Source organism: Aminipila luticellarii (assembly GCF_004103735.1).
Lineage (GTDB): Bacteria > Bacillota > Clostridia > Peptostreptococcales > Anaerovoracaceae > Aminipila > Aminipila luticellarii.
The window spans coordinates 355,939-379,231 of the sequence record NZ_CP035281.1; the positions used below are offsets into that span (position 1 = coordinate 355,939).

Genomic DNA, 23,293 nt, shown 5'->3' on the forward strand with positions numbered 1-23,293 from the left:
TTTATTATTGTTTTCAGCTTATAGCAGCGATATAATAATGCCAACAGGGGAAGCCTTACGGCTTAACCAAATGGGTTAGCTCTTTTGAGCTTTGCCGCTCTTGGATTCAGCTTGAGCGGCATTTTTATTGCGTAGGAAATATCGATTGCGATATTGACGGAGTATCATAAAAAGCTACCGATAAAATGCGAGCGAATGCGAACTAAAAGCACCTCGCAGAGGGCTTTTTTGTCGAAATCGTAATCCGACCCCTTAACGGAAAAATTAGATTAATCCGATGAAAAGGAAGCAGTGCTAAACGCCGTGAAAGGATTATACACCATTATGAAACAGAGCTACATAAATCATCGCCTTTAAACAAAAGAGGACTGAATACAAGTGATTAAAAAATTAAAAATCGCTTACGCTAGCCCTCTTTTTATGTCTTTATTGAAATTTCTAAAATAGCAACTTTAAAATTAGTAAAAGTTTAATCATTTTCACCTATCCCTTACAGTTCTTCGCTCCACTTAATAACTGCCACGTCGTGGTCGTGAAGGGAATCGGCATAGTTTGCATCTATTCCGTTCAGTTTTAAGACAAGTTCACCGCGAGGTTTTGAAACATCCAGATCTGCATATTTTAGAAGGTGCATGAGTATCAGAGGCTCTTCCGTTTCCTGTACTAAGTGTACGGGCGAACCGTTTAGCGTTACCGTCAGCTCCATTCCGTTTAAAGGCTCGTTTCCCTCAAAGGTTAAAAAGCTGGAAGCTGTTTTAGATTCGGATGCTTTTTCAGCCTGTTCTGCAGGCTCTGAGGATTCTACCCGGTCGGTGGATTTCATGGAATCGGGGTTCGTTGTTGCTTCGGGTTCGGTTTCTATCTCCTCCGCCGCAAAGGTTAATTTGCTTTTCGGCTGCGAATCTGTCGGCACTGGAGAAGCCGTTGGCTCGTCCTCTGCAAGCAGAAGGGAAACGCTGGACTTGTTCAAATCACGAGAATAAATCTTGTTAATTTCCACGCTGTCTCTGGCAAGCTCCAGGGAAGGGGACTCCTTTGTTGGCTTCGTCTCCAGGGAAGGGGACTCCTTTACGGACTTTATTCCTAAAAAAGCCGTTTCATTTACTGCCCTTTCTGACAGAGCCACCATAATTTGATCCATATAACCGATCGGACGCATTTTTAAAGCATTTACGTCGTAGGCATCTATCTTCACCTCATTCACTGTAAGAAAGACGATATGAGCTAAATCGAAACCTTCTAAATCTAAAGCTTCCAAAAGGGTCAATGAAGGCGGCTGGCCGTTTTGAGCCAGCGTCACAGTGATTTCGTCACCTTGTCGGATTTCTGTCTCCACAGTAGCAGGGGAACCGTTCACCAGTAATTCTCCGGGAACTCCGGGAGAACCTTTTCGTGTTCTTCTGACTCCATTTATGGTATATACCAGACTGGGCGGCGTAAGGCCGATCAGACCGGCAGGCTTTATTCCGGAGAACATCAGCGCGTCGATGACCTTGATGACCTGATGGTTAAAAAGCATGATTCGCTTTCCGTTTACTGTAATCGCAAAGAAATCGCAGCCTCTGTAGAGGGAAGAAACAATACCGATACCGATGGGTGTGACAAATGTGGGGCTGTATAAGTTCTCGCTGAACAAAGACAAATTATTGTCTGTATTTACAACACCGATTGCCACCCGGTTTTCAGGCATTCCCAGCTTCTTTGCAACTATTTTGCAAAGATCCCGTATCTGACTTCCGCCGCCCACCAAAAAGACAGCGGCAGGGGCAGAACCGTTTATAAGCAGAATCCGCTGGCTGATGGCCTCTGCTAAAGAATCAATCGGTTCTTTTACCGCTTCAAATGCTTCGTCTGGAGTTACCTCCGCTTGATTTCCCAGAATATCCTTGAATGAAATGGTTTCTTCTCCGCTCAGCATCAGCTTGATTTGCTCAGCTGTAGCAAAATTTGTGAGATAATGCTGCATGAGAGCTTCTGTGATCTCATCTCCTGCAATGGTGACCATGTCGTAGGCTGTGATGCTGCCGTCCCGGGAAATAGCAATATCAGACGTGCCGCCCCCAATATCCACCAGTGCAATGTTTAAAAATCGTACATCATCGGGAACCACCGCATGAATGGCGGCAATCGGCTCCAGTGTCAGATTGTCTACTTCAAGACCGCAGCGCGCGGTGACAGCATAGAGGCTGACCAGTACACTGGCAGGCAGGAACGCGGCAATAATATCCACGGAAGCCTTTGTTCCTTTTTGGCCTTCCAGATTTTTAATTTTATAGTTATCCAGCGAGTACTCCGTGACGCTGTATCCCACACAGTAATAGTCCTTAATGCCAGCATCCTGATGAGCTGTTTCCGATAGAAAGGCTTCCTGAGCTTTTTCTATGGCGGAATATTCCATGTATTGAACAATCTTTTTGGTAATTGGTTCGCTTGGAATCAAATCAAAAGAAAAGGAAGCCGCTGCTGTGCGTAAGGCACGGCCGGCAGCAGCGATGGAAACCTTTGTGAAGGTCTGTCCGCAGCGCTGCTCCAACTTGGTTTTAACTTGAGTGGCGACTTGTGCAACTAAGTCGATATCTTCGATCTGGCCGTCTCGCATAGCACGTTTTTCGTGAAATTCCTGCTCATAATCCAGAACATTAAAACAACCATCTTTTAATGCACCGACGATACCTACCACAGAGCGTGTGCCGATATCCAGTGCAAAAACAATTTTTCTGTCATCCATGTCAGACTGTTAACTCCTTTGCTATCCCAGTGTGTTGAGGTGCTTCATCAGTATGCTTGGGATTTCTTTATTCGTTGCCTGCACCATAACGGCACCAATATTTTGTGCGACCATAGGCATGCCGTAAACAACACAGGACTCTTGACTTTCACCGATCGTATAAGCTCCCTTATTCCTCATTTCAAGGAGTCCGGAAGCACCGTCCTTGCCCATTCCAGTCATAATGATGCCAACATTCTTCTTGGAGGATTCTTTTGCCACCGATTCAAACAGGGCATCTACTGAAGGGCAGTGACCGCTGACTTTCTCGGTGCCGCGGCATTGCAGCCGGTATACACCGCCTATATGGACCAGCCGCATCTGACGGTCTCCCGGTGCGATATAGACCTGACCGGGAACGACCACGTCGTTATCCTGGGCCTCCTTTACATTCATGGCGCAAAGTCTGTCTAACCGTTCTGCATAAAGCTTAGTAAAAACAATGGGCATGTGCTGAACGATCAAAATCGGCGGAATCTTTGCCGGAAGCTTTCGAAGAACCTCATAGGTCGCTTCCGTACCTCCGGTGGAAGCACCGAGAGCAATAATGGTTGAATTGCAGACTGCATCAGAACAATCCTTGAATGCATTGCCCAATATGTCGCTTACGGAAGAGACAGCGTGAAGGGAAGGGGATATTGCAGCGTTGGACGGTGCGGCAGTGTTTTTTGGATCGGCAGGCCTTGCCGAAAGATGCATTGAAACCTTTGCCACAGAAGCAATCTTAATTTTTCCGGCTAATTCCTCCACGAAATCTCCGGGGGAAACAGGGTGGGTAGAGTCCGGTTTTTTCACAAAATCTACAGCACCCGCCTGCAAGGCATCAAATACGTTAATATTGGCCGAACTGATCAATATAATAGGCAATGGTGTTGAAGCCATTAATTTTTTTGTCAATTCAATGCCGGTCATTTTAGGCATTTCAACATCCAGAATCAATACATCAGGCTGCAGTTCTCGGATCTTTTCCTGAGCGTCATAAGCATTACTGGCAATTCCGATAACTTCAACGCCGGATTTGCTGGATAAATTCGTAGCAATTAATGTTCTGTATACCGCTGAGTCGTCAGCTACTAATACGCGTATAGTTGCACCCTGAATGGTCATAAGACTACCTCCTTAAAGCGGTTTCCTGTAAGTCGCGGGCATAATATATTGAAAATCAGATTCCTCTCTGTCCACCGTTTCCGAATGCCCGATTAATAAATAGCCGCCCGGATTTAAAGCATCATAAAATCTCCGTATCAGAGCAGATTTTGTAGGTTTATCAAAATAAATCATCACGTTCCGGCAAAAAATAACGTCAAATTTTGTTTTAAATTGGATCGGTTCCATCAGATTAAAGGTTCGGAATATTACATTTTTTCTCAATTCCTCCGTTACCTGATAACCGTCCTCTTTTTTTGTAAAATAAGCCCGCTTCCATACATCGGGAAGCGCTTTTAAAGAGTCTTCCGTATAGAATCCTTTCGCGGCCTTGCCCAGAGCGTTTTGCGAAATGTCTGTTGCCAGCAGTCTGGTATCCCAGCGCATGGAATAAGATTTAAAGAACTCTTTCATAATGATAGAAAGGGTGTAAGGCTCTTCCCCAGAGGAACAGCCTGCGCTCCAGATGCTGATGCTGTGATTTTTATTGGTTTTCTCTAAATAGGGCAAAATGGTGTCATTAAAAAAGGCAAAATGTTTTTCCTCTCGCATAAAAAAGGTATGGTTCGTGGTCAATTTGTTCAGCATGATTTCGATATCACCGCTGTTCTTTGTAGACGTAATATAATCCACATAGTCCCTAAATGATTGGTATCCCTCTGCGGAGAGGTAATTGGACAGCCTGCCTTCGATCAGGACCTTTTTCGACTTTAAGTTGATACCGTAATTTTTAATGACAAAATCCGTTAGTCGGATAAAATCGTTTTCCGAAATAGAAAGCATAACAAGACTCCTTCTAGCAGATCTATTTAAGCCACTTTGGTAAGCGCTGACAAATCGAAAATCAGATGAACCATTTCTTCAATTTCAACGATACCTGTGATCAAATCGTGTTTATTGTTTGCCGGAGGCGGAGCAACGGCTGATTTATCCACATCGGCAACAAGGAATACTTCGTCCACAAGAATGCCTAAGGTGGTAGAGTTCACTTCCAGTATGATAATGCATGATTTGATGCTGTCCGTATCGACGCCCTGTTCGTTTCCCAGCTTTAGCCTCATATCTAAAACCGGAATGATCTGACCCCTCAGATTGATAACGCCCTTGATATAGTCCGGAAGCAATGGGAACTGCGTGATGGAAAAAACATTAATAATTTCCATGACATAGTCCGTGTTCATAGCGAACGCTTTTTCGCCTACCGTGAAGGTGAGCAGTTTCAGCATAGCAGCATCAATTTTATCTTCGGATATGTAATCATTAATCGCGTCTGCTTCTTCAAGGCCTGCATCCTTCGCCGCATTTTTTCGATTCTCAAGCTTGCCTGTTGCAAAGTTGAAGATATTCGGCACATCCAGAATAATGCTGATATTGCCGTCCCCAAGAATCGTGCAGCCGGTGATGCCCACATCCCGAAGATTATATGCACCGAAATACAGAGGAAGCGGCTTCACAACTACCTGATGCTGACCGATCAGTTCATCGACCATTAAGCAGTAAGAGAATCCGGCGAATTCCACCCACATAATAATGCCTTCTTCGATTTCACTGATACCGCCGTCGATCTTGTAAAGCTCGTTCAGCCTGATCAGTGTGATGAACTCCTCTCCCCGCTGAATCATTTCTCCTCGAGCCGCATCGTGAATGATATCCTCCTTCGTCGCTTTAAAGGATTGTCTGATATTGGCAATCGGAATCGTAAATTGATAGTCGTTGACTCTGCATTCCATCCCATCAATAATAGCAAGGGTCAGAGGGATTTTAAAGGTGGTGACAGTGCCTTCTCCCACCTCAGACGAAATATATACATTTCCGCCGACCTTTTCGATGTTTTTCGTTACCACATCCATGCCGACGCCTCTGCCGGAGAATTCGGTAACTTGTTCTTTAGTTGAAAAGCCCGGAAGCAGCGTGAGCTGGAGAATTTCTTTCTTGGTATATTCGTTTTCAGGCTTGATCAGCAGGCCTTTTTCTTTGGCGGAGGCCAGAATCTTGTCGGGATCCATGCCGCGCCCGTCATCGGAAATGGTGATGATGACTTCACTGCCGGTATGCTCCGCTTTTAATGTAATCGTACCCTGTGCCGGCTTATCCAGTGCAATACGGTCGTTTACATCCGGTTCAATTCCGTGATCCATGGAATTTCGTACAATGTGCATCAGCGGATCCTGAATGCTGTCCACAATCGTTTTGTCGATTTCCGTATCATTGCCGATGGTGACAAGCTGTACATCCTTGCCGAGCTTTTGACCCATATCCCGGACGATTCGGTTCATTTTCTGGAATACGCCTGCTACCGGAACCATTCTAACGGACATAACAATGTCCTGAAGCTCTGTGGTGAGCTTTCTGAGCTGTCTGGCAGATTTTGTGAAGTTGTCAAGCTTCAGATCCTTTAAGTCTGAAGAAGAAGTAACCATGGACTGGGTAATGACCAGTTCGCCTACAAGCGCCATTAGGGAATCCAGCTTGGACAGGTTCACATTGATCAAATTGGTCTTGTTGTGCTTTGCAAGATCGTGTTTTTCTTCTTTCTTTGTGTCTTTTTCGGCGGCAGCCGGAGCCGGCTTTTTCGCTGCGTCGCTGTTGTCCGGTTTGCCTGTGCTCGGAGCTTTTTCTTCTGTGACCTCTGCTTTCATTGCTTCTGCCGGAACAGAACCTTCAGCCGTTCCGCTGCCGGTCACCAGAAGTTCATAATTATCTACATATATATCCTGTTTTATAATTTCAAGTCCGTTTATAAAGTCTTCATCACAGCCAAAGGTGATGGTCAGGCCCTGCTCAATGAGTATCTGCGTGATTTCGGTAGTCGCTTCAATACTGGCAGGAATGGTGGCAATATCGTCGATGCACACCTCTGCAATGTTTTTCAGGAGCATAATGGCTCTTAAACTTTCCATGCCGCTGCCCTGATCAAAATATAACTGGACTGAAAGTCCGGAGTTTTGATGAGCAAGCGAAACGGGCTGCGCATTATTTGATTCTTCTGGGGCGGACTGAGCCGGTTGATTTTTTCCTGCGGAACTATCCGCAGCTTCTCCCTTCATCACGGCCAGTAAGCTTTCGATTTCAGCAACGATTTCATCAGCACTTTCTTCTTCGGAATCGCCGCCTTCAATACGGGCAACCTGTGCTTTTAAAAAGTCACTGGCTTTAAACATCAGATTGAAAAGCTTCTGACTGTACATTTCTTCAACCGAACCATTTTCACGGATGAGAAAAAACATATCTTCTATTCTATGTGCAACTGTCATTAAAGAATTGAACTGCATCATAGCAGAAGAACCCTTTATCGTATGCATGATTCTGAAAATTTCATTGATCTGATCCGGCGAGAAGTAATCGGCCGCCTCTGCTTCCAGCAGGAGCTCGTCCAACTGTTCCAAAAGAGTATTTGTTTCGAACAAATACATATCTAACATATTGTCTAAACCATTATCCATAACATGAACACCACCTTACAATTGATGCGAATTTTGCATAAACTTATATACACTATATATTAGCATAGTATTTGTAATTTATAAATAGAAATTTGTCAGAATTTGAAAGAAAAATGGATAAAAAAGGATTAAAAAACAGGTAAAAATGAGTAAAAAATGGAGAAATGTAGAATTTAATCCGACAGATTATTGAACATACAAATGGGATACGGTATAATGAACGCGATAATTTAATAAAAATATTACGAAAAGATTAAAGAAAGGGATTTTTATGTCGAAATATTAATTGAAAATATTGTTCTTAATGTTCTGTGATGCGATAAGCAGGACACACAGAATTTGCATTAGAAAATTGAGGATTTGATTCGCAGATTTTTATCACTACAAGGAAAGGGGACGCAATATATGAGAAGAATATGTACGATATTACTGTGCGGAGTATTTGTATGCGTCGGAGCTTATGTTACTACGAGTCCAAGTTATGCGGCACACTGGGCAGATCAATATCTGAACAATCTGGTCTCCCAGCAGATCATGCGGGGAGATGACGAAGGAAATCTCTATCCTGACAATTCGATAACGAGAGCGGAGTTCGTTGCTATGATGAACAGAGCGTTTGGCTATAGTCAGAAGGGAAGCGTATCGTTTAATGATGTGCCGGAGGAAGCTTGGTATTATGACGATATTGGCATAGCAAAGAAACAGGGATACTTTACGGGCATTTATCCGGATACAGCAGGCCCGGATAAACCGCTGAAACGTGAGGAGGCTGTCACGATGCTTTGCCGTGCGCTGAAAATAGAAGGAGTTCAAAGTGACTCTCTCCAGTTTTCGGACAGCAGGACTTTTAGCAGCTGGAGCAAAGACTATATTAATGCGGCAGTAGAAAAGCATTTTCTGACCGGCTATCCGGATCAGACCTTCAAACCTGCGGACTATATGAAGCGCGGGGAAATGGCAAAGGTTCTGTCTGATGTAGCAGGAGAGATCGTAAAGGAAAAAGGCTCTAACTATATAGGATATGCCAACGGAAATGTTTCCGTGGTACAGACCGGAGCAAGCTTAAGAAATACCATTGTCCCGGGAGATTTATATATTACGGCGGGAATGGGGACCGGCTATACGGAATTGGACAACTTGACCGTAGGCGGGGATCTGATTATCAGCGGAACAGGAAATGCTGAAAGCGGGCAGGTGAGCGTTATACTGACCGACTGTGATATTCACAATCTGGTCATTGACTCGGGCGATACCAACACCATGAGTGTTCGTGCCGAAGGCGGCAGTGTTATAGAGACGACAACTGTAAAGAGCAACGCCTATCTGGAAGAAGACGATTCGAGAGGAACCGCCTTTAAAGACGTTATCTTAAAGGGACCCAGCGGAACTACTTTGAACCTTTCAGGAGACTTTGACAATGTATCCGTGAAAGCACCGAACAATAAGATCAGCGTAGATCAGGGAACGGTGGATTCCCTGACGGTAGATGAAGATGCTGTAAAAGGGTCCGTATTTATACAAAAGGATGCTTCGGTCAATGTACTGTATTGCGATACGGCTACCGTTGTGACCGGAACGGGAGACATCGATGAGATCTCCATTAATGCAAACGGGTGCAACATCTCCATGCTGCCGGAACACATTTACATCCGTCCGGGGGTCACGGCCATCGTCAACGGACAGACCATGACCAGCTTGGATGCAGAAGCGAACAATGCGGATCCGGAATTTATGGACGACTATCCAAAATATGAAGATCTGACCTCCACCAGCGTGAAGCTGCTGGCAAAGACCAACAAACCGGGCAAGGTGTACTGGGCTGTAAAGAATATTGACTTGGTGGCTTCCGGCATGGATGAGGACGAGGTCATGAATCCGGATAAGCGTTATGTGGTGAAATCCGGAACCGTCAGCGTAGTCGGTGAAAAAGAGATCACGATTAATGTGGGCGGTCTTAAGAGCGGCACCAGATATGAATATTATATGGTCTTTGAGGACTTTAAAGAAGAAACCACCGACGTGGAGGATGAAGATTTTATGACCGTGGATGTGGTGGCACCTCAGTTCTTAAACGGTACGCCTAGAATCGTAAGCTCCACAAAGGATTCCTTTACGATGGTGGCCATGCCGTCCAAGAAGGTCACCATGTACTGGGCCGTACTGCCGAACAAGGCAGTTCCGCCGACAGTGGAATCCCTGTCAGACTTAAAGGTTTCGGGCGCTCTTGCTTTAGGCAGTGAGGCAAACTGTGCAATGAATGATCCGAAGGAAATCCTCATGAGGGGAGCTGGCGAAAAGCAGCTGGCGGAAAGTGTGACCTATGACATCTACATGGTCATGGAGGATGACAGCGATAATTTGTCCAGACTGGCAAAGGTCACAGGCATTACCTTAGACCAGACCAATCCGGAGTTCATAGAAGGATACCCTTGGAATGAGCCGGGTGCCGCTACTGCTTTAAATATAAGGCACATGTCAAATGAAGCCGGTACCTTGTACTGGGCGGTATATCCTTTTGACTTTTCATTCCCTCCGGTGGAGGATTACGATTCCATAACGGATTCGGCAATCAAAAAAGAGCTGCAGATCAGAGCTATTACCACAGGACAGAAGGCAGTCAAAAACGGGAAAGTGACCGTAACGGAAAAAAAGGATGCTACATTGAATATTGGGGGACTTGCTAAGCAGACTCCTTATGATCTTTACTTTGTTCTGATGGATAAGGCAGGAAACTATTCGGAGCCTAAAGCATTAAAAGGGGTAAAGACTTTGGATAAGACTGCTCCGGTGGCATCCATGGACTTCGATAAGGTATTAGAAGGAAATCCGTTGGTCAGTTCCAACATCAGCGTAACGTTTGATGAAATCGTCTACTATGACGGAGCGGAAAAAGATGTCAGATTGACTCAGGTTCCGGCAGATCAAAAGGCAGATGTTTTAAAGAGCATGTTTTCCGTGCACGATTTGCTGTCCCCTTCCAAGCCGGACTACCTGGCGGACATTGATTATGATAAGGTGGTCATTGGAGAAAAGGACGGAAAGACCGTAGTAACCTTCCCGCAGGAGGCCTTTGGAGGCGGGACCGGACTGAACAGCGGCGGGATTTATCAATTTGAACTGAATAACGTGGTGGATTCCGACGGAAATGCCATGAGTCAGGCTACTTTGCTAAAATCCTTTAAAATCGTGGCACCTCAGGTATATATGACCCGTTATAACGGATCGGCAACATTAGCCAACAATGAAATCGGATTCAGTTTAAAAAAGGCAGATGGCGTGAACAGCGATAAATACTTTGACGTCATCATACAGACCGATCAGCTGATCACCTTTGATTTATATATTGACGACGAATCAAACGGGGGAGCCGCAGCGACTCCGGCAGCCACCGGTATCAGGCTAGAAGCCGGACAGGCCAGAAGCGTAGCTTCCATGCTGTCTTCCAGCAGCTATCAACCATTTATGGATGTAAAGAATACCCATTACAGATTGGCCATTCGAAACTTTAAGGCAATCGACGAATCCAGACAGAATTCATGGGACGGAACGTTAAACATTCAGGCCATGGCCGTGATAGGCGAGCCGTACAGTCTGACTAATCTGGGAACAGATATTCTGAACAAGAAAAATCCGATTGACATTGTGAAGAATAATGCGGATACAGTCATTGTCAGCAATCCGGAAGTGTTCGGTGTGAAGCGGGTATATGCAGATTCAGAAGAGCCGCAGCTGATTGGAGACATTACATACACCACCTATGATACGGCTGCAAATGTTGTGTTTATGACAGATAAAGCGGCAACTTTATATTATGTGGTTACGCCAAAAGTCAATGTAGATGGAAAGGCAGCGCCTACAGTAGATCAGATATTGGCAGGACAGCCGTCCTACTTGAACAGCCAGCACGGTCAGATCAATATTCTGGATGGCCAGGTGGAATACCAGCAGCTGCTGGAGGGACTAACTCCCGAAACAGCGTATAAATTCTTTTATGTTTTAAAAGGTCAGGCAGCCGATAAATTGACGGTAAAAAATGCGGAAGTGGATGCCGACGGTAAATTTACAGCTGATTTCACCACTACGGAAGAATTGACCCCAATATTGACAGAGGGACCTGTGCCGAGCGGAACCTCCAATACAATCTCGGTTGAAATGCTGGGAACAGCTAATACGCCGACAAAGGTATATTGGGTCATGTACACGGGAGGTGCTTATACCAATTCCTCCGGAACGACGAGTCTGACACCGGAGCAGGTCATTCAGCTGAGCAACACGGACGGTACCGTGGTAGATTCCGGAAACTTCTCCGTAACTACGGCGAACGACTTGAATGAACTGAAAGATGGTTTACAATTTGCATTTACTTGTAAGAATATGGAGCCGACAAAGACCTATGATGTTTTCGTAGCTCTTCAAAGTGAATATTCCAATAAAATATCTCCGCAGGTATACTTTTATAAAAATGTTCGGTCCAAGGATGCAACGCCGCCGTACATCGTATCGACTGCAACGACAATCAAGAGTTACAGTACAAACTCTAACACGAATATTACCAAATACAAGGGAACGGTAACCGTTCGGTTCAGCGAACCATTGTATTACAAGAATTCGCTGGCAGGAGATGAAATGTATCCGTTGACGATGACAGATCTTGTCAATACCAACGGTGGTTCCGCAAAGGAAGACGGATTAATTACCTTTGACAGTACTGGCGTTACAGTAGCGGCCAAGGTATATTCCACAAGTGATGGAGACAATGGTAAGTATCCGATTACAGGAATTGATTTCACCTTTACAGGAATCCAGGATGGAAGTACCATTGGTCTTAATGCTGAAATCTACGACAGGGGCGGATGGCGCGCCGGACAGTTTGTCATGACCTTCGTGGAAAATGAAGCAGACCGTAAAAAATCGCATTTTGAAGTGGAATTTGTCACAGGCGAGAAAAAAGACAGTTCTACCAGTACGGGTGAATAATTAAGGCAATTTCCGAAACAAAACAGGATAAAGTCACAAGTTTTCTAAGACATTTAGAGGCTTGTGACTTTTTTTGTCAAATAACGTTGTGAAAGCAGGAAAAAAATAGTATAATGATAAAAGTTGTAATATAAAAAAATAGACATAATAAAAATTACAGACATAAGAAAATACCAAAGAAATGAAAGGAAAGAAATATGAGCTGGCTGGATAGTAATAATAATATACTTTTATCTCAGAAAAGTCTGGATTATTTGTGGGAAAAACAGAGGATTATTTCTGAAAATATTGCTAATAATGAAACGCCGGGGTACAAAGCAAAAACAATTTCTTTTGAGGATGAACTCAACGCGAACTTAGATAAATTTTCAAATCGGAAGGATACCACCAAGGAAGACGTGCGAGACGCTATTTTGGATTCCAAGATTCGGGTGGATGTCAGTAAGGAAGAAAGCAACAGACTGGATGGCAACAATGTGAATCTGGATGTGGAGGAAGTGGAACTGAACAGAGCACAGCTCCAATATATGTATCAGGTATATCAGATCAATGATCAGTTTACCAGAATAAGAACAGCTATTGGCAAATAAACAGAAGCCCATGGCTTACATAAGAAAAAGTAAGAGAGAAGAAAATTGGTAAAATTTATAGACAAAAATAAAGAGGATTTTAAATGAAACAACTGTTAAATCATGTGGTAGCGTTATTCGTTCTGATGGTTGTTATCCTGTTGATCGTACCGCTGCCTCCATTTTTGCTGGACATGATGTTCATCATCAACATTACAGTTGCCCTGATAATCCTGCTGACTACCATGTACATAAAAGAGGCTCTGGAGTTCTCCATATTCCCCTCCCTTTTACTGATAACCACTTTATTTAGATTGGCCCTTAACATTTCTTCCACCAGACTGATTTTAACACATCAGGGGGAAGCAGGGCAGGTTATCAAGACTTTTGGTACTTTTGTACTGCAGGGAAATATTGTTGTCGGCGTTATTATATTCTTAATTCTGGTTTTAGTTCAGTTCATAGTAATCACGAAAGGTGCTGAACGTGTAGCTGAGGTTGCCGCAAGATTTACGCTGGATGCGATGCCGGGCAAGCAAATGGCCATAGACGCAGATTTAAGCTCAGGGCTTATTGATGAACAGGAAGCCAGAACAAGAAGAAGTAAGATTCAGAGAGAATCCGACTTTTACGGCGCCATGGACGGAGCTACGAAAATTGTAAAGGGTGATGCGATTATGTCCATCATCATTACATTGATCAACTTTATAGCCGGCACTATCATTGGTGTGGTACAAAGCGGGCTTCCTTTCTCGGAAGTGCTGAACATCTACTCCATTGCAACCATCGGAGACGGATTGGTAGCGCAGGTTCCGGCTCTTTTGATTTCTACAGCTACGGGTATGATCGTAACCCGATCGGTAGCTGAGGGAACCTTAAATGAGGACGTAATCAAACAGTTTACTTCCCAGCCTAAAGTGCTGGTGGTGGCGGGCGGAATTATACTTCTTTTGAATCTGATTCCGGGAGCTCCGCATCCTCAGCCTACCGTTCTGGGAATATTTCTCATATTCTTAGGGATCCGGCTGGTGAGAACCAGAGCCGAAGAAGCACAACAGATCAGTACGGCGGAGGCAGAAGCAGACACTTATTCGGAAGAACAGTTTGATGAAAATGCATACTTTAAAGATATAAATAATATTTATTCGCTTATTAATGTAGAACCTATTGAAATGGAATTCGGATACAGCTTGATTCCTCTGGTGGATGAGAACAGCGGAGGAAATCTGATCAATCGAATCGTCATATTCAGAAGGCAGTTTGCTCAGGAAATGGGCTTTGTCGTTCCTTCTGTGAGATTGCGGGACAGTGCGGCCTTAAATGCCAATCAGTATGTGATCAAGCTTAAGGGAGAAGAAATCGCAAAGGGAGAGCTGTTGGTAGACTATTATCTGGCTCTTGAACCGCCTAATCCGGCAGGGGACATCGATGGGATTGAAACCATTGAACCTGCTTATGGCATTCCCAGCAAATGGATCACACCGGAAAAAAGAGATATGGCGGAAGTCTACGGATATACCGTTATCGATCCATTGTCTGTTATGCTGACGCATTTGTCGGAAACCATAAGACGTCATGTACACGAACTTCTCAATCGGGCAGAAGTACTGCAAATCGTTGAAAATACCAAGAAAATTTCACCGGAGCTGGTGGAAGAAGCGATTCCTAATGTCATAGCCTACGGCACCTTGCAAAAGGTATTATATAATCTTTTAAAAGAAGGAATTCCTATAAAAGATATGGTGACTATTTTGGAAAGTCTGATCGACACTGCACAGGGCACGAACGATATCGATATTATGACAGAGAATGTGCGCACGGCTCTGAAACGTACCATAACCAGACGATTCTGCGAGAACGGGCAGCTGAAAGTCATTACGTTGGATAGTGAAGTGGAAAAAGCTGTTCTGTCCAGTCTGACCAGAAGTGAGCAGGGGATTTATCTTGCGCTGAGTCCGGATCTGATTCAGAAAATCGTAACACAGCTGGGAGAACATCTGGGAAAATTTAAAGATTTAAATACCGTTCCTATCATATTGACCAGTAACGTAATACGAGTATATTTTTACAGGCTTATAGAACAATTCTATCCGAATGTCTATGTTCTGGCCTTTAATGAAATCGCAAACAACATACAGATTCAGGCATTGGGAAACATCAGTATGTAATTTATTTGAAGCAAAAGGGATTGGGTCATGATGGATGATAACTTGCTAAAATCTAAATCGCCGGAGGAATTATTCGAGCTTTATCGCGAAACCGGTGACAGCCATATCAAGCAGGAAATTGTTATGCACTACAGCGGAATCGTGAAAACCATTGCGATTCAGCTTCGGGGCGTATACGTCAGCTTTACGGATATGGATGACATCATTAATGAAGGCATTATTACGCTTATGCAGGCGGTGGACAAGTTTGATCCTGAAAAGAATGTAAAATTTGAAAGCTACGCCTCCCTTCGTATCAGAGGGGCAATCGTGGATTTGGCAAGAAAGCAGGACTGGGTGCCTCGTAATGTGAGAAAATTGGGAAAAGCAATTGACCGGACATTTTCAGAATTATACTTTGAACTCGGCAGGTATCCCACCGATCAGGAAGTAGCCAAAGCCTTAGAAATCTCGGAAGAAAAGTATTATAAAGCACTGAGTGAGACCAATCTGTTCAATATTTTATCGCTGGATGCCATTGTGGACGGTTTTCAGGAAGAAGGACAGAATGAAAAATATCTAAAGGATCACAACTCGGACACGATGCCGTCCCAACGTCTGGAACAGAAGGAACTGCAGCTGATTCTAAAAAATTCGGTGGAAAACCTGAGAGAAAATGAACAAATGGTTGTTTCCTTATATTATAAAGAAGAATTGAACATGAAAGAAATCGCTAAAGTGATGGGAATAAGTGAACCGAGAGTATCCCAACTGCATTCGGCCGCATTAAAGAAGCTTAGAGCCCATCTGGAAAGCTATTATACCGCTTAGGAGGAGAAAATAATGTTTAAAGGCTTTTATATGGCTGCATCAGGCATGCTTACTCAATCGAGAGTACTGAATACGATCAGTAACAATATGTCCAACGTATCCACGCCGGGCTATAAGAGCGATACGCTGGCGACCACGACCTTTGGAGATGTTCTGATCAACAGGACGGGAAATAAGGACAAAAGTGTATATACCCCGCTGAATCATTCTTCCATGATAAAGACAGCGGATGAGCTGGTGACGAACTATTCCCAGGGAGCGCCTGATTTTACAGGAAGAAAGTTGGATTTTGCCGTATCGGGCAATGGCTTTTTTCAAGTTCAGACACCGGATGGACAGAACAGATATACGAGGAACGGTTCCTTCAATATAGATAGTGACGGATATTTGTGCTTGCAGCATATAGGACGGGTAGTCGGTGAAAACGGACCGATCCAACTGGGAACAGATCAAATCAGTGTGAGCTCAGACGGAAGTATAACCGATTCTCAGACGGGAGAAGCCCTTGGAAAAATGCGTCTGGTCAATTTTACAGACTATACCCAGCTTCAAAAGCTGGGAGAAGGCATGTTTGGAACGGCGAATCCTGTAAATCCGGTTGCGGCAGACGGTACAGTCATGCAGGGCGCTCTGGAACGCTCCAATGTTCAGGCCATGGATGAGATGCTGGCCATGATGTCCAGTCAGAGAGCTTTTCAAAGCGCAAGCCAGATTGCTAAGGCATACGATCAGTTAATGGGTAAAGCGGTTGACTTGGCTGCGTTATAATAGAGGAGGCGTAAATGGACATTTCATTTTATACGGCTGGAGTAGGTGCGAAAGCACATCAATCCAAGCTGGACGTTATCGGAAATAATATAGCCAATGTGAATACAACGGCTTATAAGGCTCAAAATGCGGGATTTGTAGATCTGCTATACAGTAATATCAGAGACACGGCGGGAACCAATACTTCCCTTAAGGTGGGAAGCGGAACCCGCGTGGAGAAAACAGACATTAATTTTGAGGGAAGCGGAGTGCAAGCTACTGATAATCCTACAGATTATGCTATAATCGGCTCCGGTTTTTTTGCGGTTCAGGATCCGGCCACTAATGAAGTGTATTACACAAGGGACGGAAGCTTTCAGCGTTCTCTGCGGAACGACGGTGAATTCTATTTAACGACGGCAAACGGAGAACTGGTTCTGGATAAGAATTTTGAACAAATAAAAACGGGCAAAGAGGATGCGGAAGATAAAGAGAATACGGACGGTAAAGACAGGATGGAAAGTATGGCTGAGCCGGGCATTTTTGACTTTAAGATAAAAGATGGCATGCTTCTTAAGGGAGATAATTTATATCAGCCTGTTGCCAAAAACGGTCAGCCTGTATTACAGGAGGATGCAAAGCTGCAGAATGCATGTCTGGAGCTTTCTAACGTGGAGGTGTCCGATCAGATGGTAAAGCTTATAGAGGCACAGAGGGCTTACTCTATGTCCTTAAAGATGGTGCAGACTTCAAATGAGATCGAAGAGGTTATCAATAGCCTCAGATAGTGATTGGTTATTGCTTGAGTCAATTATTTTTTTGAAAATTAGGAGTTGCTGAGATGGATAAAATATCATACACAACTAAAGAGCAAAAAAAGGGGACGGAACGAAAGTTCGATAAGTTTTATCAAAAAGCAGTAGGCATGTTCAATCGTGGGAGTGAAGATGAACGTGCAGAGGAAGGAATAACAGAGACTGAAAATGCTGTTTCGGCTTCCGGGCAAGAGCAACATGAGACAGAGACTGCCGGGCAGGATCAAGAGAAACAACCGGCGGAGAAATCGATGAAAGTGGAAGAGCCTGTAAAAGCTTATGCGCCGCCGGAGGAAGAAGCCTTTAAAGCGGAGAAAGACTTATTGACTCAAAAAGAAGCAACGCTAAGTGCAGAAGAAGTGATGAACCGCAATAAAAAAACCATTACTTTTACTTTATTTCTTTCTGCCGATAAAATGGCGGCTTATATCAGAGCTCAGGATTACCAACATGGAAAAGATGCGGACAACCGAATTCCTACAAGTGTTATATACGATCTGCTAAAGGAAAAAGGGGTTGTTTATGGAATGGATCAATCCGGAATAGAGGACTATTGTCAAGGAAGAAAATTTTATAAGGATTTTCAGGTGGCAACAGGTGCAAGACCCAAAGCCGGAGAAGACGGACGAGTAGAATATTTATTTTCACTGGATGTAAAATATGCCCCGGAAGAGAAGGATGACGGCACGGTGGATTATAAAGAGCTGGGAATGGTGCGCAATGTAGAAGCCGGAGATGTTTTGTGCAGAATTACACCGCCTACGGAAGGCCTGGAGGGTGTAGATGTCTTAGGAAAAGCGGTAAAACCTGCACCGGGCAGGCCTGTTTCCGTGAACTACGGAAAGGGCGTACAGGCTTCGGAGGACGGACTTGAATATATTGCCATAGAAAGCGGTATGGTGGAGCTGAACGGCGGTACTGTGGAGGTAAAAGAGATCTACACCATTAACGGAGATGTAGGTCCTGCCACCGGAAATATCCGGTTCAACGGTACAGTAATGGTGAAAGGAAGTGTTCTTTCTGATTATGCCATCTATGCCAAAGGGGATATCATTGTCAACGGATATGTGGAATCCAGTATTTTAAATGCTGCCGGCAATATTGTCATAAAGAATGGTATCAGCGGTATGAAAAAGGGGCTGCTTAAGGCAGACGGGGATGTAACTGTTCGATTTGCTGAAATGGCCAGAATTGTAGCCGGAGGAGATTTCCATTTTGATTATTGCATCAACTGTGATGTGAAAGTGGGAGCGTCCATCATTGGAAAGGGAAAGAGAGGCTCTTTGCTGGGCGGAAATTATATAGCCGGGACAACCATCGATGTGAATATTATCGGAAGTGATCTGAATATTCCTATGGAAGTGCAGATCGTACCGGACTGGCAGGAGGTTAAGAATTTTAAATTAAAGCCGGAGGACAGGATTAAGGAAAATAAGGAACTGGTATGCCAGTGGGAAAAAGAGTATTCGGACTTAAAACATAAGTATGACAGCTTGGATTCGGAGATTTCCAGAGCTTCCAGAAGGAACAGCATGGACGCACCGGAGGATATAGAGGCGAAGCATAAGAAGGTGGTGCATCTGATGGATCAGAAATCAAAAATCCGACAGCAGATGACAGAGATCGAAGAAAAAAAAGAGAGTGTCAACCGAATGGCTTCCTGCGAGGGGTGTATGGTCATCGCCAGAAAAATGGCTCATGCAGGTGCTCGGATTACCATCGGAAATGCTATGCTTTGGATTCATGATACCATTAAACATCAAACCTTTGTTGAGGAAAACGGGCTGATTGAAACCCACAGCATCACGCCGGGTTCCGTATAAAAACCGGAGAATTTTAAAGGAGAAAAAACATGGGGATAAAAAGCTATGAAGATTTAGACAGCATGCAGCTGGATGCATTAAGAGAAATTGGAAATATCGGAGCAGGCAATGCTGCAACTGCCTTATCACTGACCATAGGAAAACCCGTTAACATAGATGTTCCTACCGTAAAAATTTTGGACATCAATGAAGCAGTAGAAGCTTTAGGCGGTGCGGAACAAGTTGTTGCGGGGATACTGGTCAAGCTGGAGGAAGGTATCCACGGAGCCATGATGAGCATTCAAACTTTGGATGTAATCAATCTGATGCTGGAAAGTCTGCTTGGAACGACGGTAAACAGCTATGAAGAAATGGACGAAATGCATATATCAGCCGTATGTGAAATCGCAAATATCCTAATGGGTTCTTATGTGAATGCCATTTCGGATATGACGGGAATGCCTGTCAATATTTCTGTTCCGGCTATATCCATCAATATGATAGGAGCACTGATAACCGTTCCGATGGCTACTTACTGCTACGAAGCAGAAAAGATTATGATGATTGAGGGAAAATTCTCTTTCGACGGAATCATGCACAAGCATAGCTTGCTTTTGATACCGGATGTAGAATCCCTGACAAAAGTTCTAACAAGATTAGGAGTATATAATGAGTAGTATGGCCACGGTGGGTATTGCTGAGATGGGAGTAGTAAAAGGGGAGGATCAATTGATCACCTATGCTTTAGGTTCCTGTATCGGTGTCTGCATCCACGATAAAAATTTAAAAATTGCGGGCATGGTGCACATCATGCTGCCGGCGGCTCCAGCAGACGGCAGCGGTAAAGCCATATGCCGATATGCCGATTCGGGTATTCCGGCTTTGATTAAGAAAATGGAAAGCCTGGGTGCAGTACGCAGAAATATGACGGCTAAAATTGCCGGAGGTGCTAAAATGTTCGATATACCCGGCGATTCGGTAGTCGGAAACATTGGGGACCGAAACATAGAAGCCGTAAAGAAAACGCTGGCAGAGCTTCGCATCCCCATTATCGGGCAGGATGTGGGATTTGATTATGCGAGGACGATGAGCTTCAGTGCAGAGGACGGAATGGTGACCATTAAAGCCTTTTCAAAAGGTATCAGTACATGGTAAAAAACAGAGCCAGTTAAGGCTCTTATTTTTTTGATTTTTTCTCCGGATATTTATCGATGATCTCGTTAATAGACCATTCGGAATAAGCTAAAGCGCGTATCAGCATCGGGTTATATGTGTGCTGGAATTGCAGCATTTTTTTGATGGATTCTTCAAATGGTGAGTCGGTAAAGCCGTACAATTTGCGGGAATACTTGTCAAAATCTGCAGCAAATCCGACCACTTGAGCCGAAAGGGGAATCCGGTTTCCTCTTAATCCTCCGGGATACCCGGAACCATCCCATTTCTCGTGATGGTTTTGGGCAATATTTACGGCAAGCTGCACAAAACTGTGCAGGGCAGGATTGTTGTTGATTTGTAACAGCTCTGCGCCCTTTGTGGTATGCGCATGGTAAATAAGCCGCTGCTCTTCGGTCAGGCGATCCCTGTTTTTTAAGATAAGATCTGGAATGGCAATCTTGCCGATATCGTGATATGCAGCCGCTCGTATGATCAGCTGAATTTGGGGCTCGTTTAGATGAATTCCGCTGGAAGTGTGTTCAGATAAAGCTCTGAGGAGTACTCCGGTAAAAAGAGAAACACGCTTGATGTGATAAGGAGTCTCAATCCGGCGATAACTGAACAGGTTTCGGAAGGTTCTGTTTAAAGACTTATCGTACTCAATGATGTCGTCCAGACTGACCGCATTATCCGAAACCAGACGGCTGAGGGCCTGACCGGGCAGACTGGAAGAAGTGCCAAGAAGAGACAAGACTCTTTGACGGAAAAAGTCAGCCTCAAAGGGTTTTACCACAAAATCCGCGGCACCATACCGGAAGGCGTCTAATATGTCCTGCTTTACGGCTTCCGCACTGGTCAAAATAATAGGAATCGTTTCCGTATTCTCCATTCGCTTGATTTGCTTTAGCAGCTGAAACCCATCCAGATAAGGCAGTGTAATGTCGATAACCGCCAGTTTGATATGCTCGGCTTCCTCTGTGAAAAGCTCCAGCGCTTTCAATCCATTATTCGACTCTAAAACAGGGTAGGTATTTTTCAGAGCGTTCAGCATAACGGAACGGTCAAAACTTGAGGCGTCTGCAATAAGTATCTTTTTGTTCATATCCATACCTTATCAGCTCCTTCCGATATTTTGTCCAGTGCCTTAGCACTGCCCGTTAAAACAATATCAAACCATATTTTATCTTGATTGCAGATCGTATTTCATTTATTTGTTAGGGGAAACACGGTGTGCCGGACGATGGGGATTGATCTTGACCTTTATACAGGCTTTTGTAAGCTCTGAGGTCAACTCTGCCCCATACTGCTGTTCATAGTGGCTCAGCTCCTGTGCAAGCTGTTGCTGAGTTGTCATGGCATACAGCGGCTTTGCATCGTTTAAGGCGGCAGTCACGACCTCATAAATACAGTCCTGACAGGTACACATGTTAAAGCTTTTCATGACCTTTGGAGCCTCAGCTATCATAATATCTTCTGCAAAATTGTGAAGAAAGCTTCTATTCCTTTCAGACAGCGGAAGCGTGCCTGCCGAAGTATCCTTCTCCTGGTGAAATACGGTATTCTTCATTTCTGAAACTATAGTGTCTTCTTCATCATTAAAATCCTCCAATACATAAAGCTCGCTTTTTATCTGGTCGGAGGGAGTGGGAGCGCATGCTTCTGCTTCTTCCGCAACGATTCTTTCCTGTATTTCCCGTTCCAGGGCTTCCTGATGCAGGTGTCTGTTCTGTGAGGATTGCAGACCAAATTTTTCCATGAAAGCAGTAGAGTAGGGGAGGCGTTCATCCGCATCGGTTTCTTCCTTATGGTCAGGAGTCTTGGGAGAGACGGGAGCTGTTTTATTGTGCAGCTGCTTGTCCAGCTCTTTTTGCAGATCTGATTTCACTAAATCTGAAATCGGGTCGGCATCCGAAGCTTGCGGCAATTCTACGACCACCTCTTTTTTTGGAGCGTCCGAATGCGTTTTCCTTTCATGTGTTGATGCGGGTACGGAAGAGTCCTCATCTAAAAGATCTGCCGCTCCATTGGTCAGAAGACTTAAAACATGGGCTGTTTTGTTACTTTTCTTTGGCATGATGCTATAATCCTCCCTGAATTAATTCTTTTATGAAATTATAATAATCCACGCATGCATTGGATTTAGGCGCATAGTCCAGAAGCCCAAGGCCATGGGCCGGAGCTTCGGCCACAGCCACACTGTTTCGTATGACCGTATCAGCCACCCTCGTGCCTAATTGGGAGGCGATCGCCTCCGTCATATCGCAGACCTCTTTTGTCAAGGAGGCTCTTTTGTTGTATTTTGTAAGCAATATACAAGTTAAATCCAGCTTAGGATTATAATATCTTTTGACATTTTCAATGGTATCCTTGATCTGCGAGATGCCTAAAAGGCTTAAAATCTCCGGTATCATGGGAATAATCAAATGGTCGGCACAGACATACGCATTGACGGTCAAAATATTCAGCGCAGGCGGAGTATCTATCACGATATAATCATAGATATTTTTAATGTCTTTAATAGCCTCCGTTAATAAGAATTCCCTGCCTGAGTGATTAAATTCCAGTTCTGCCGTACTCAGTAAAATATTTGAAGGAATGAAATGACCACAGTCAATGGGTCTGATGGCGTCGGTGATCGTGGCTTTTCCTTTGAATACATCGTAAAGAGTGATTCCTTCTTCAATGTTAATCCCTAAGCTGAACCCCAAACTTCCCTGCGGATCCAAATCAATTCCGAGGACTTTATATCCCATTCTGGAAAGTCCGCTTATAAGGGCATTGCAGGTGGTTGTTTTTGCAACGCCGCCCTTCTGATTTGTGACTGCTATAATCTTCGCCAATTTTTCTTCTCCTTTAAGATTTTGTTTATGTTTTCTTTATTTTTGCTTAATTTA

General features: G+C 44.2%; 16 protein-coding genes. 9 read left to right on the forward strand and 7 right to left on the reverse strand.

Annotated elements, in window-relative coordinates:
• Positions 1-490: 490 nt before the first annotated feature.
• Genes EQM06_RS01600 through EQM06_RS01615 form a run of 4 tightly spaced genes read right to left on the reverse strand, consistent with a single transcriptional unit; the run spans position 491 to position 7,356 of the window.
• Positions 491-2,728 carry a cell division protein FtsA gene (locus tag EQM06_RS01600; protein WP_128744678.1) on the reverse strand — a complete coding sequence of 746 codons (2,238 nt, stop codon included), beginning with the start codon at positions 2,726-2,728 and terminating at the stop codon, positions 491-493.
• 21 nt (positions 2,729-2,749) lie between these two features.
• Entirely contained in the window at positions 2,750-3,874 is a 1,125-nt protein-coding gene (locus EQM06_RS01605; RefSeq protein WP_128744679.1) for a protein-glutamate methylesterase/protein-glutamine glutaminase, read from the reverse strand.
• A gap of 12 nt (positions 3,875-3,886) precedes the next feature.
• On the reverse strand, positions 3,887-4,696 hold the full coding sequence (locus tag EQM06_RS01610; protein ID WP_128744680.1) for a CheR family methyltransferase: 810 nt from the start codon (positions 4,694-4,696) through the stop codon (positions 3,887-3,889).
• 26 nt (positions 4,697-4,722) lie between these two features.
• Positions 4,723-7,356 carry a chemotaxis protein CheW gene (locus EQM06_RS01615; RefSeq protein ID WP_128744681.1) on the reverse strand — a complete coding sequence of 878 codons (2,634 nt, stop codon included), beginning with the start codon at positions 7,354-7,356 and terminating at the stop codon, positions 4,723-4,725.
• 405 nt (positions 7,357-7,761) lie between these two features.
• On the opposite strand from EQM06_RS01615, the gene EQM06_RS01620 reads away from it, so the two are divergent.
• The 9 genes from EQM06_RS01620 (at position 7,762) to EQM06_RS01660 (ending at position 20,399) form a co-directional block, all read left to right on the forward strand.
• Positions 7,762-12,333 (forward strand): S-layer homology domain-containing protein, encoded by a 4,572-nt coding sequence (locus EQM06_RS01620; RefSeq protein WP_128744682.1) that lies wholly within the window; start codon positions 7,762-7,764, stop codon positions 12,331-12,333.
• Between the two features lie 197 nt (positions 12,334-12,530).
• Positions 12,531-12,923 carry a flagellar basal body rod protein FlgB gene (flgB, locus tag EQM06_RS01625; RefSeq protein ID WP_230974993.1) on the forward strand — a complete coding sequence of 131 codons (393 nt, stop codon included), beginning with the start codon at positions 12,531-12,533 and terminating at the stop codon, positions 12,921-12,923.
• Between the two features lie 83 nt (positions 12,924-13,006).
• A complete protein-coding gene (gene flhA / locus EQM06_RS01630; RefSeq protein WP_128744683.1) occupies positions 13,007-15,070 on the forward strand; it encodes a flagellar biosynthesis protein FlhA in 2,064 nt (687 codons plus the stop codon).
• Between the two features lie 27 nt (positions 15,071-15,097).
• Positions 15,098-15,880 carry a sigma-70 family RNA polymerase sigma factor gene (locus EQM06_RS01635; RefSeq protein ID WP_128744684.1) on the forward strand — a complete coding sequence of 261 codons (783 nt, stop codon included), beginning with the start codon at positions 15,098-15,100 and terminating at the stop codon, positions 15,878-15,880.
• Positions 15,881-15,892: 12 nt separating this feature from the next.
• Positions 15,893-16,648 carry a flagellar hook-basal body protein gene (locus EQM06_RS01640; RefSeq protein WP_128744685.1) on the forward strand — a complete coding sequence of 252 codons (756 nt, stop codon included), beginning with the start codon at positions 15,893-15,895 and terminating at the stop codon, positions 16,646-16,648.
• 14 nt (positions 16,649-16,662) lie between these two features.
• The gene (locus EQM06_RS01645; protein ID WP_128744686.1) at positions 16,663-17,415 is read left to right on the forward strand and encodes a flagellar hook-basal body protein; all 753 of its coding nucleotides are present in this window, start codon (positions 16,663-16,665) and stop codon (positions 17,413-17,415) included.
• 53 nt (positions 17,416-17,468) lie between these two features.
• A complete protein-coding gene (locus EQM06_RS01650; RefSeq protein ID WP_128744687.1) occupies positions 17,469-19,265 on the forward strand; it encodes a DUF342 domain-containing protein in 1,797 nt (598 codons plus the stop codon).
• A gap of 29 nt (positions 19,266-19,294) precedes the next feature.
• Complete coding sequence (locus tag EQM06_RS01655) at positions 19,295-19,921, forward strand: chemotaxis protein CheC (protein WP_128744688.1); 627 nt, start codon at positions 19,295-19,297, stop codon at positions 19,919-19,921.
• On the forward strand, positions 19,914-20,399 hold the full coding sequence (locus tag EQM06_RS01660; protein ID WP_128744689.1) for a chemotaxis protein CheD: 486 nt from the start codon (positions 19,914-19,916) through the stop codon (positions 20,397-20,399). The genes EQM06_RS01655 and EQM06_RS01660 overlap by 8 nt, the downstream gene beginning before the upstream one ends.
• A 22-nt stretch (positions 20,400-20,421) precedes the next feature.
• Here EQM06_RS01660 and EQM06_RS01665 read toward each other — a convergent pair whose 3' ends face one another.
• The 3 genes from EQM06_RS01665 to EQM06_RS01675 all read right to left on the reverse strand — a co-directional run bounded on the left by EQM06_RS01665 (position 20,422) and on the right by EQM06_RS01675 (position 23,239).
• Complete coding sequence (locus EQM06_RS01665; protein WP_128744690.1) at positions 20,422-21,507, reverse strand: response regulator; 1,086 nt, start codon at positions 21,505-21,507, stop codon at positions 20,422-20,424.
• A 99-nt stretch (positions 21,508-21,606) separates the two neighbouring features.
• Complete coding sequence (locus EQM06_RS01670) at positions 21,607-22,473, reverse strand: late competence development ComFB family protein (RefSeq protein ID WP_128744691.1); 867 nt, start codon at positions 22,471-22,473, stop codon at positions 21,607-21,609.
• 4 nt (positions 22,474-22,477) lie between these two features.
• A complete protein-coding gene (locus tag EQM06_RS01675) occupies positions 22,478-23,239 on the reverse strand; it encodes a ParA family protein (protein ID WP_128744692.1) in 762 nt (253 codons plus the stop codon).
• Positions 23,240-23,293: the final 54 nt, after the last annotated feature.

What these genes read in the sequence shown, in the direction of transcription:
- EQM06_RS01610 (WP_128744680.1), bottom strand. Translation starts at nt 4,696, where the DNA reads ATGCTTTCTATTTCGGAAAACGATTTTATCCGACTAACGGATTTTGTC.
- flgB (WP_230974993.1), top strand. Translation starts at nt 12,531, where the DNA reads ATGAGCTGGCTGGATAGTAATAATAATATACTTTTATCTCAGAAAAGT.
- EQM06_RS01620 (WP_128744682.1), top strand. Translation starts at nt 7,762, where the DNA reads ATGAGAAGAATATGTACGATATTACTGTGCGGAGTATTTGTATGCGTC.
- flhA (WP_128744683.1), top strand. Translation starts at nt 13,007, where the DNA reads ATGAAACAACTGTTAAATCATGTGGTAGCGTTATTCGTTCTGATGGTT.
- EQM06_RS01655 (WP_128744688.1), top strand. Translation starts at nt 19,295, where the DNA reads ATGGGGATAAAAAGCTATGAAGATTTAGACAGCATGCAGCTGGATGCA.
- EQM06_RS01650 (WP_128744687.1), top strand. Translation starts at nt 17,469, where the DNA reads ATGGATAAAATATCATACACAACTAAAGAGCAAAAAAAGGGGACGGAA.
- EQM06_RS01605 (WP_128744679.1), bottom strand. Translation starts at nt 3,874, where the DNA reads ATGACCATTCAGGGTGCAACTATACGCGTATTAGTAGCTGACGACTCA.
- EQM06_RS01600 (WP_128744678.1), bottom strand. Translation starts at nt 2,728, where the DNA reads ATGGATGACAGAAAAATTGTTTTTGCACTGGATATCGGCACACGCTCT.
- EQM06_RS01660 (WP_128744689.1), top strand. Translation starts at nt 19,914, where the DNA reads ATGAGTAGTATGGCCACGGTGGGTATTGCTGAGATGGGAGTAGTAAAA.
- EQM06_RS01645 (WP_128744686.1), top strand. Translation starts at nt 16,663, where the DNA reads ATGGACATTTCATTTTATACGGCTGGAGTAGGTGCGAAAGCACATCAA.
- EQM06_RS01635 (WP_128744684.1), top strand. Translation starts at nt 15,098, where the DNA reads ATGATGGATGATAACTTGCTAAAATCTAAATCGCCGGAGGAATTATTC.
- EQM06_RS01640 (WP_128744685.1), top strand. Translation starts at nt 15,893, where the DNA reads ATGTTTAAAGGCTTTTATATGGCTGCATCAGGCATGCTTACTCAATCG.
- EQM06_RS01615 (WP_128744681.1), bottom strand. Translation starts at nt 7,356, where the DNA reads ATGGATAATGGTTTAGACAATATGTTAGATATGTATTTGTTCGAAACA.
- EQM06_RS01665 (WP_128744690.1), bottom strand. Translation starts at nt 21,507, where the DNA reads ATGGATATGAACAAAAAGATACTTATTGCAGACGCCTCAAGTTTTGAC.
- EQM06_RS01670 (WP_128744691.1), bottom strand. Translation starts at nt 22,473, where the DNA reads ATGCCAAAGAAAAGTAACAAAACAGCCCATGTTTTAAGTCTTCTGACC.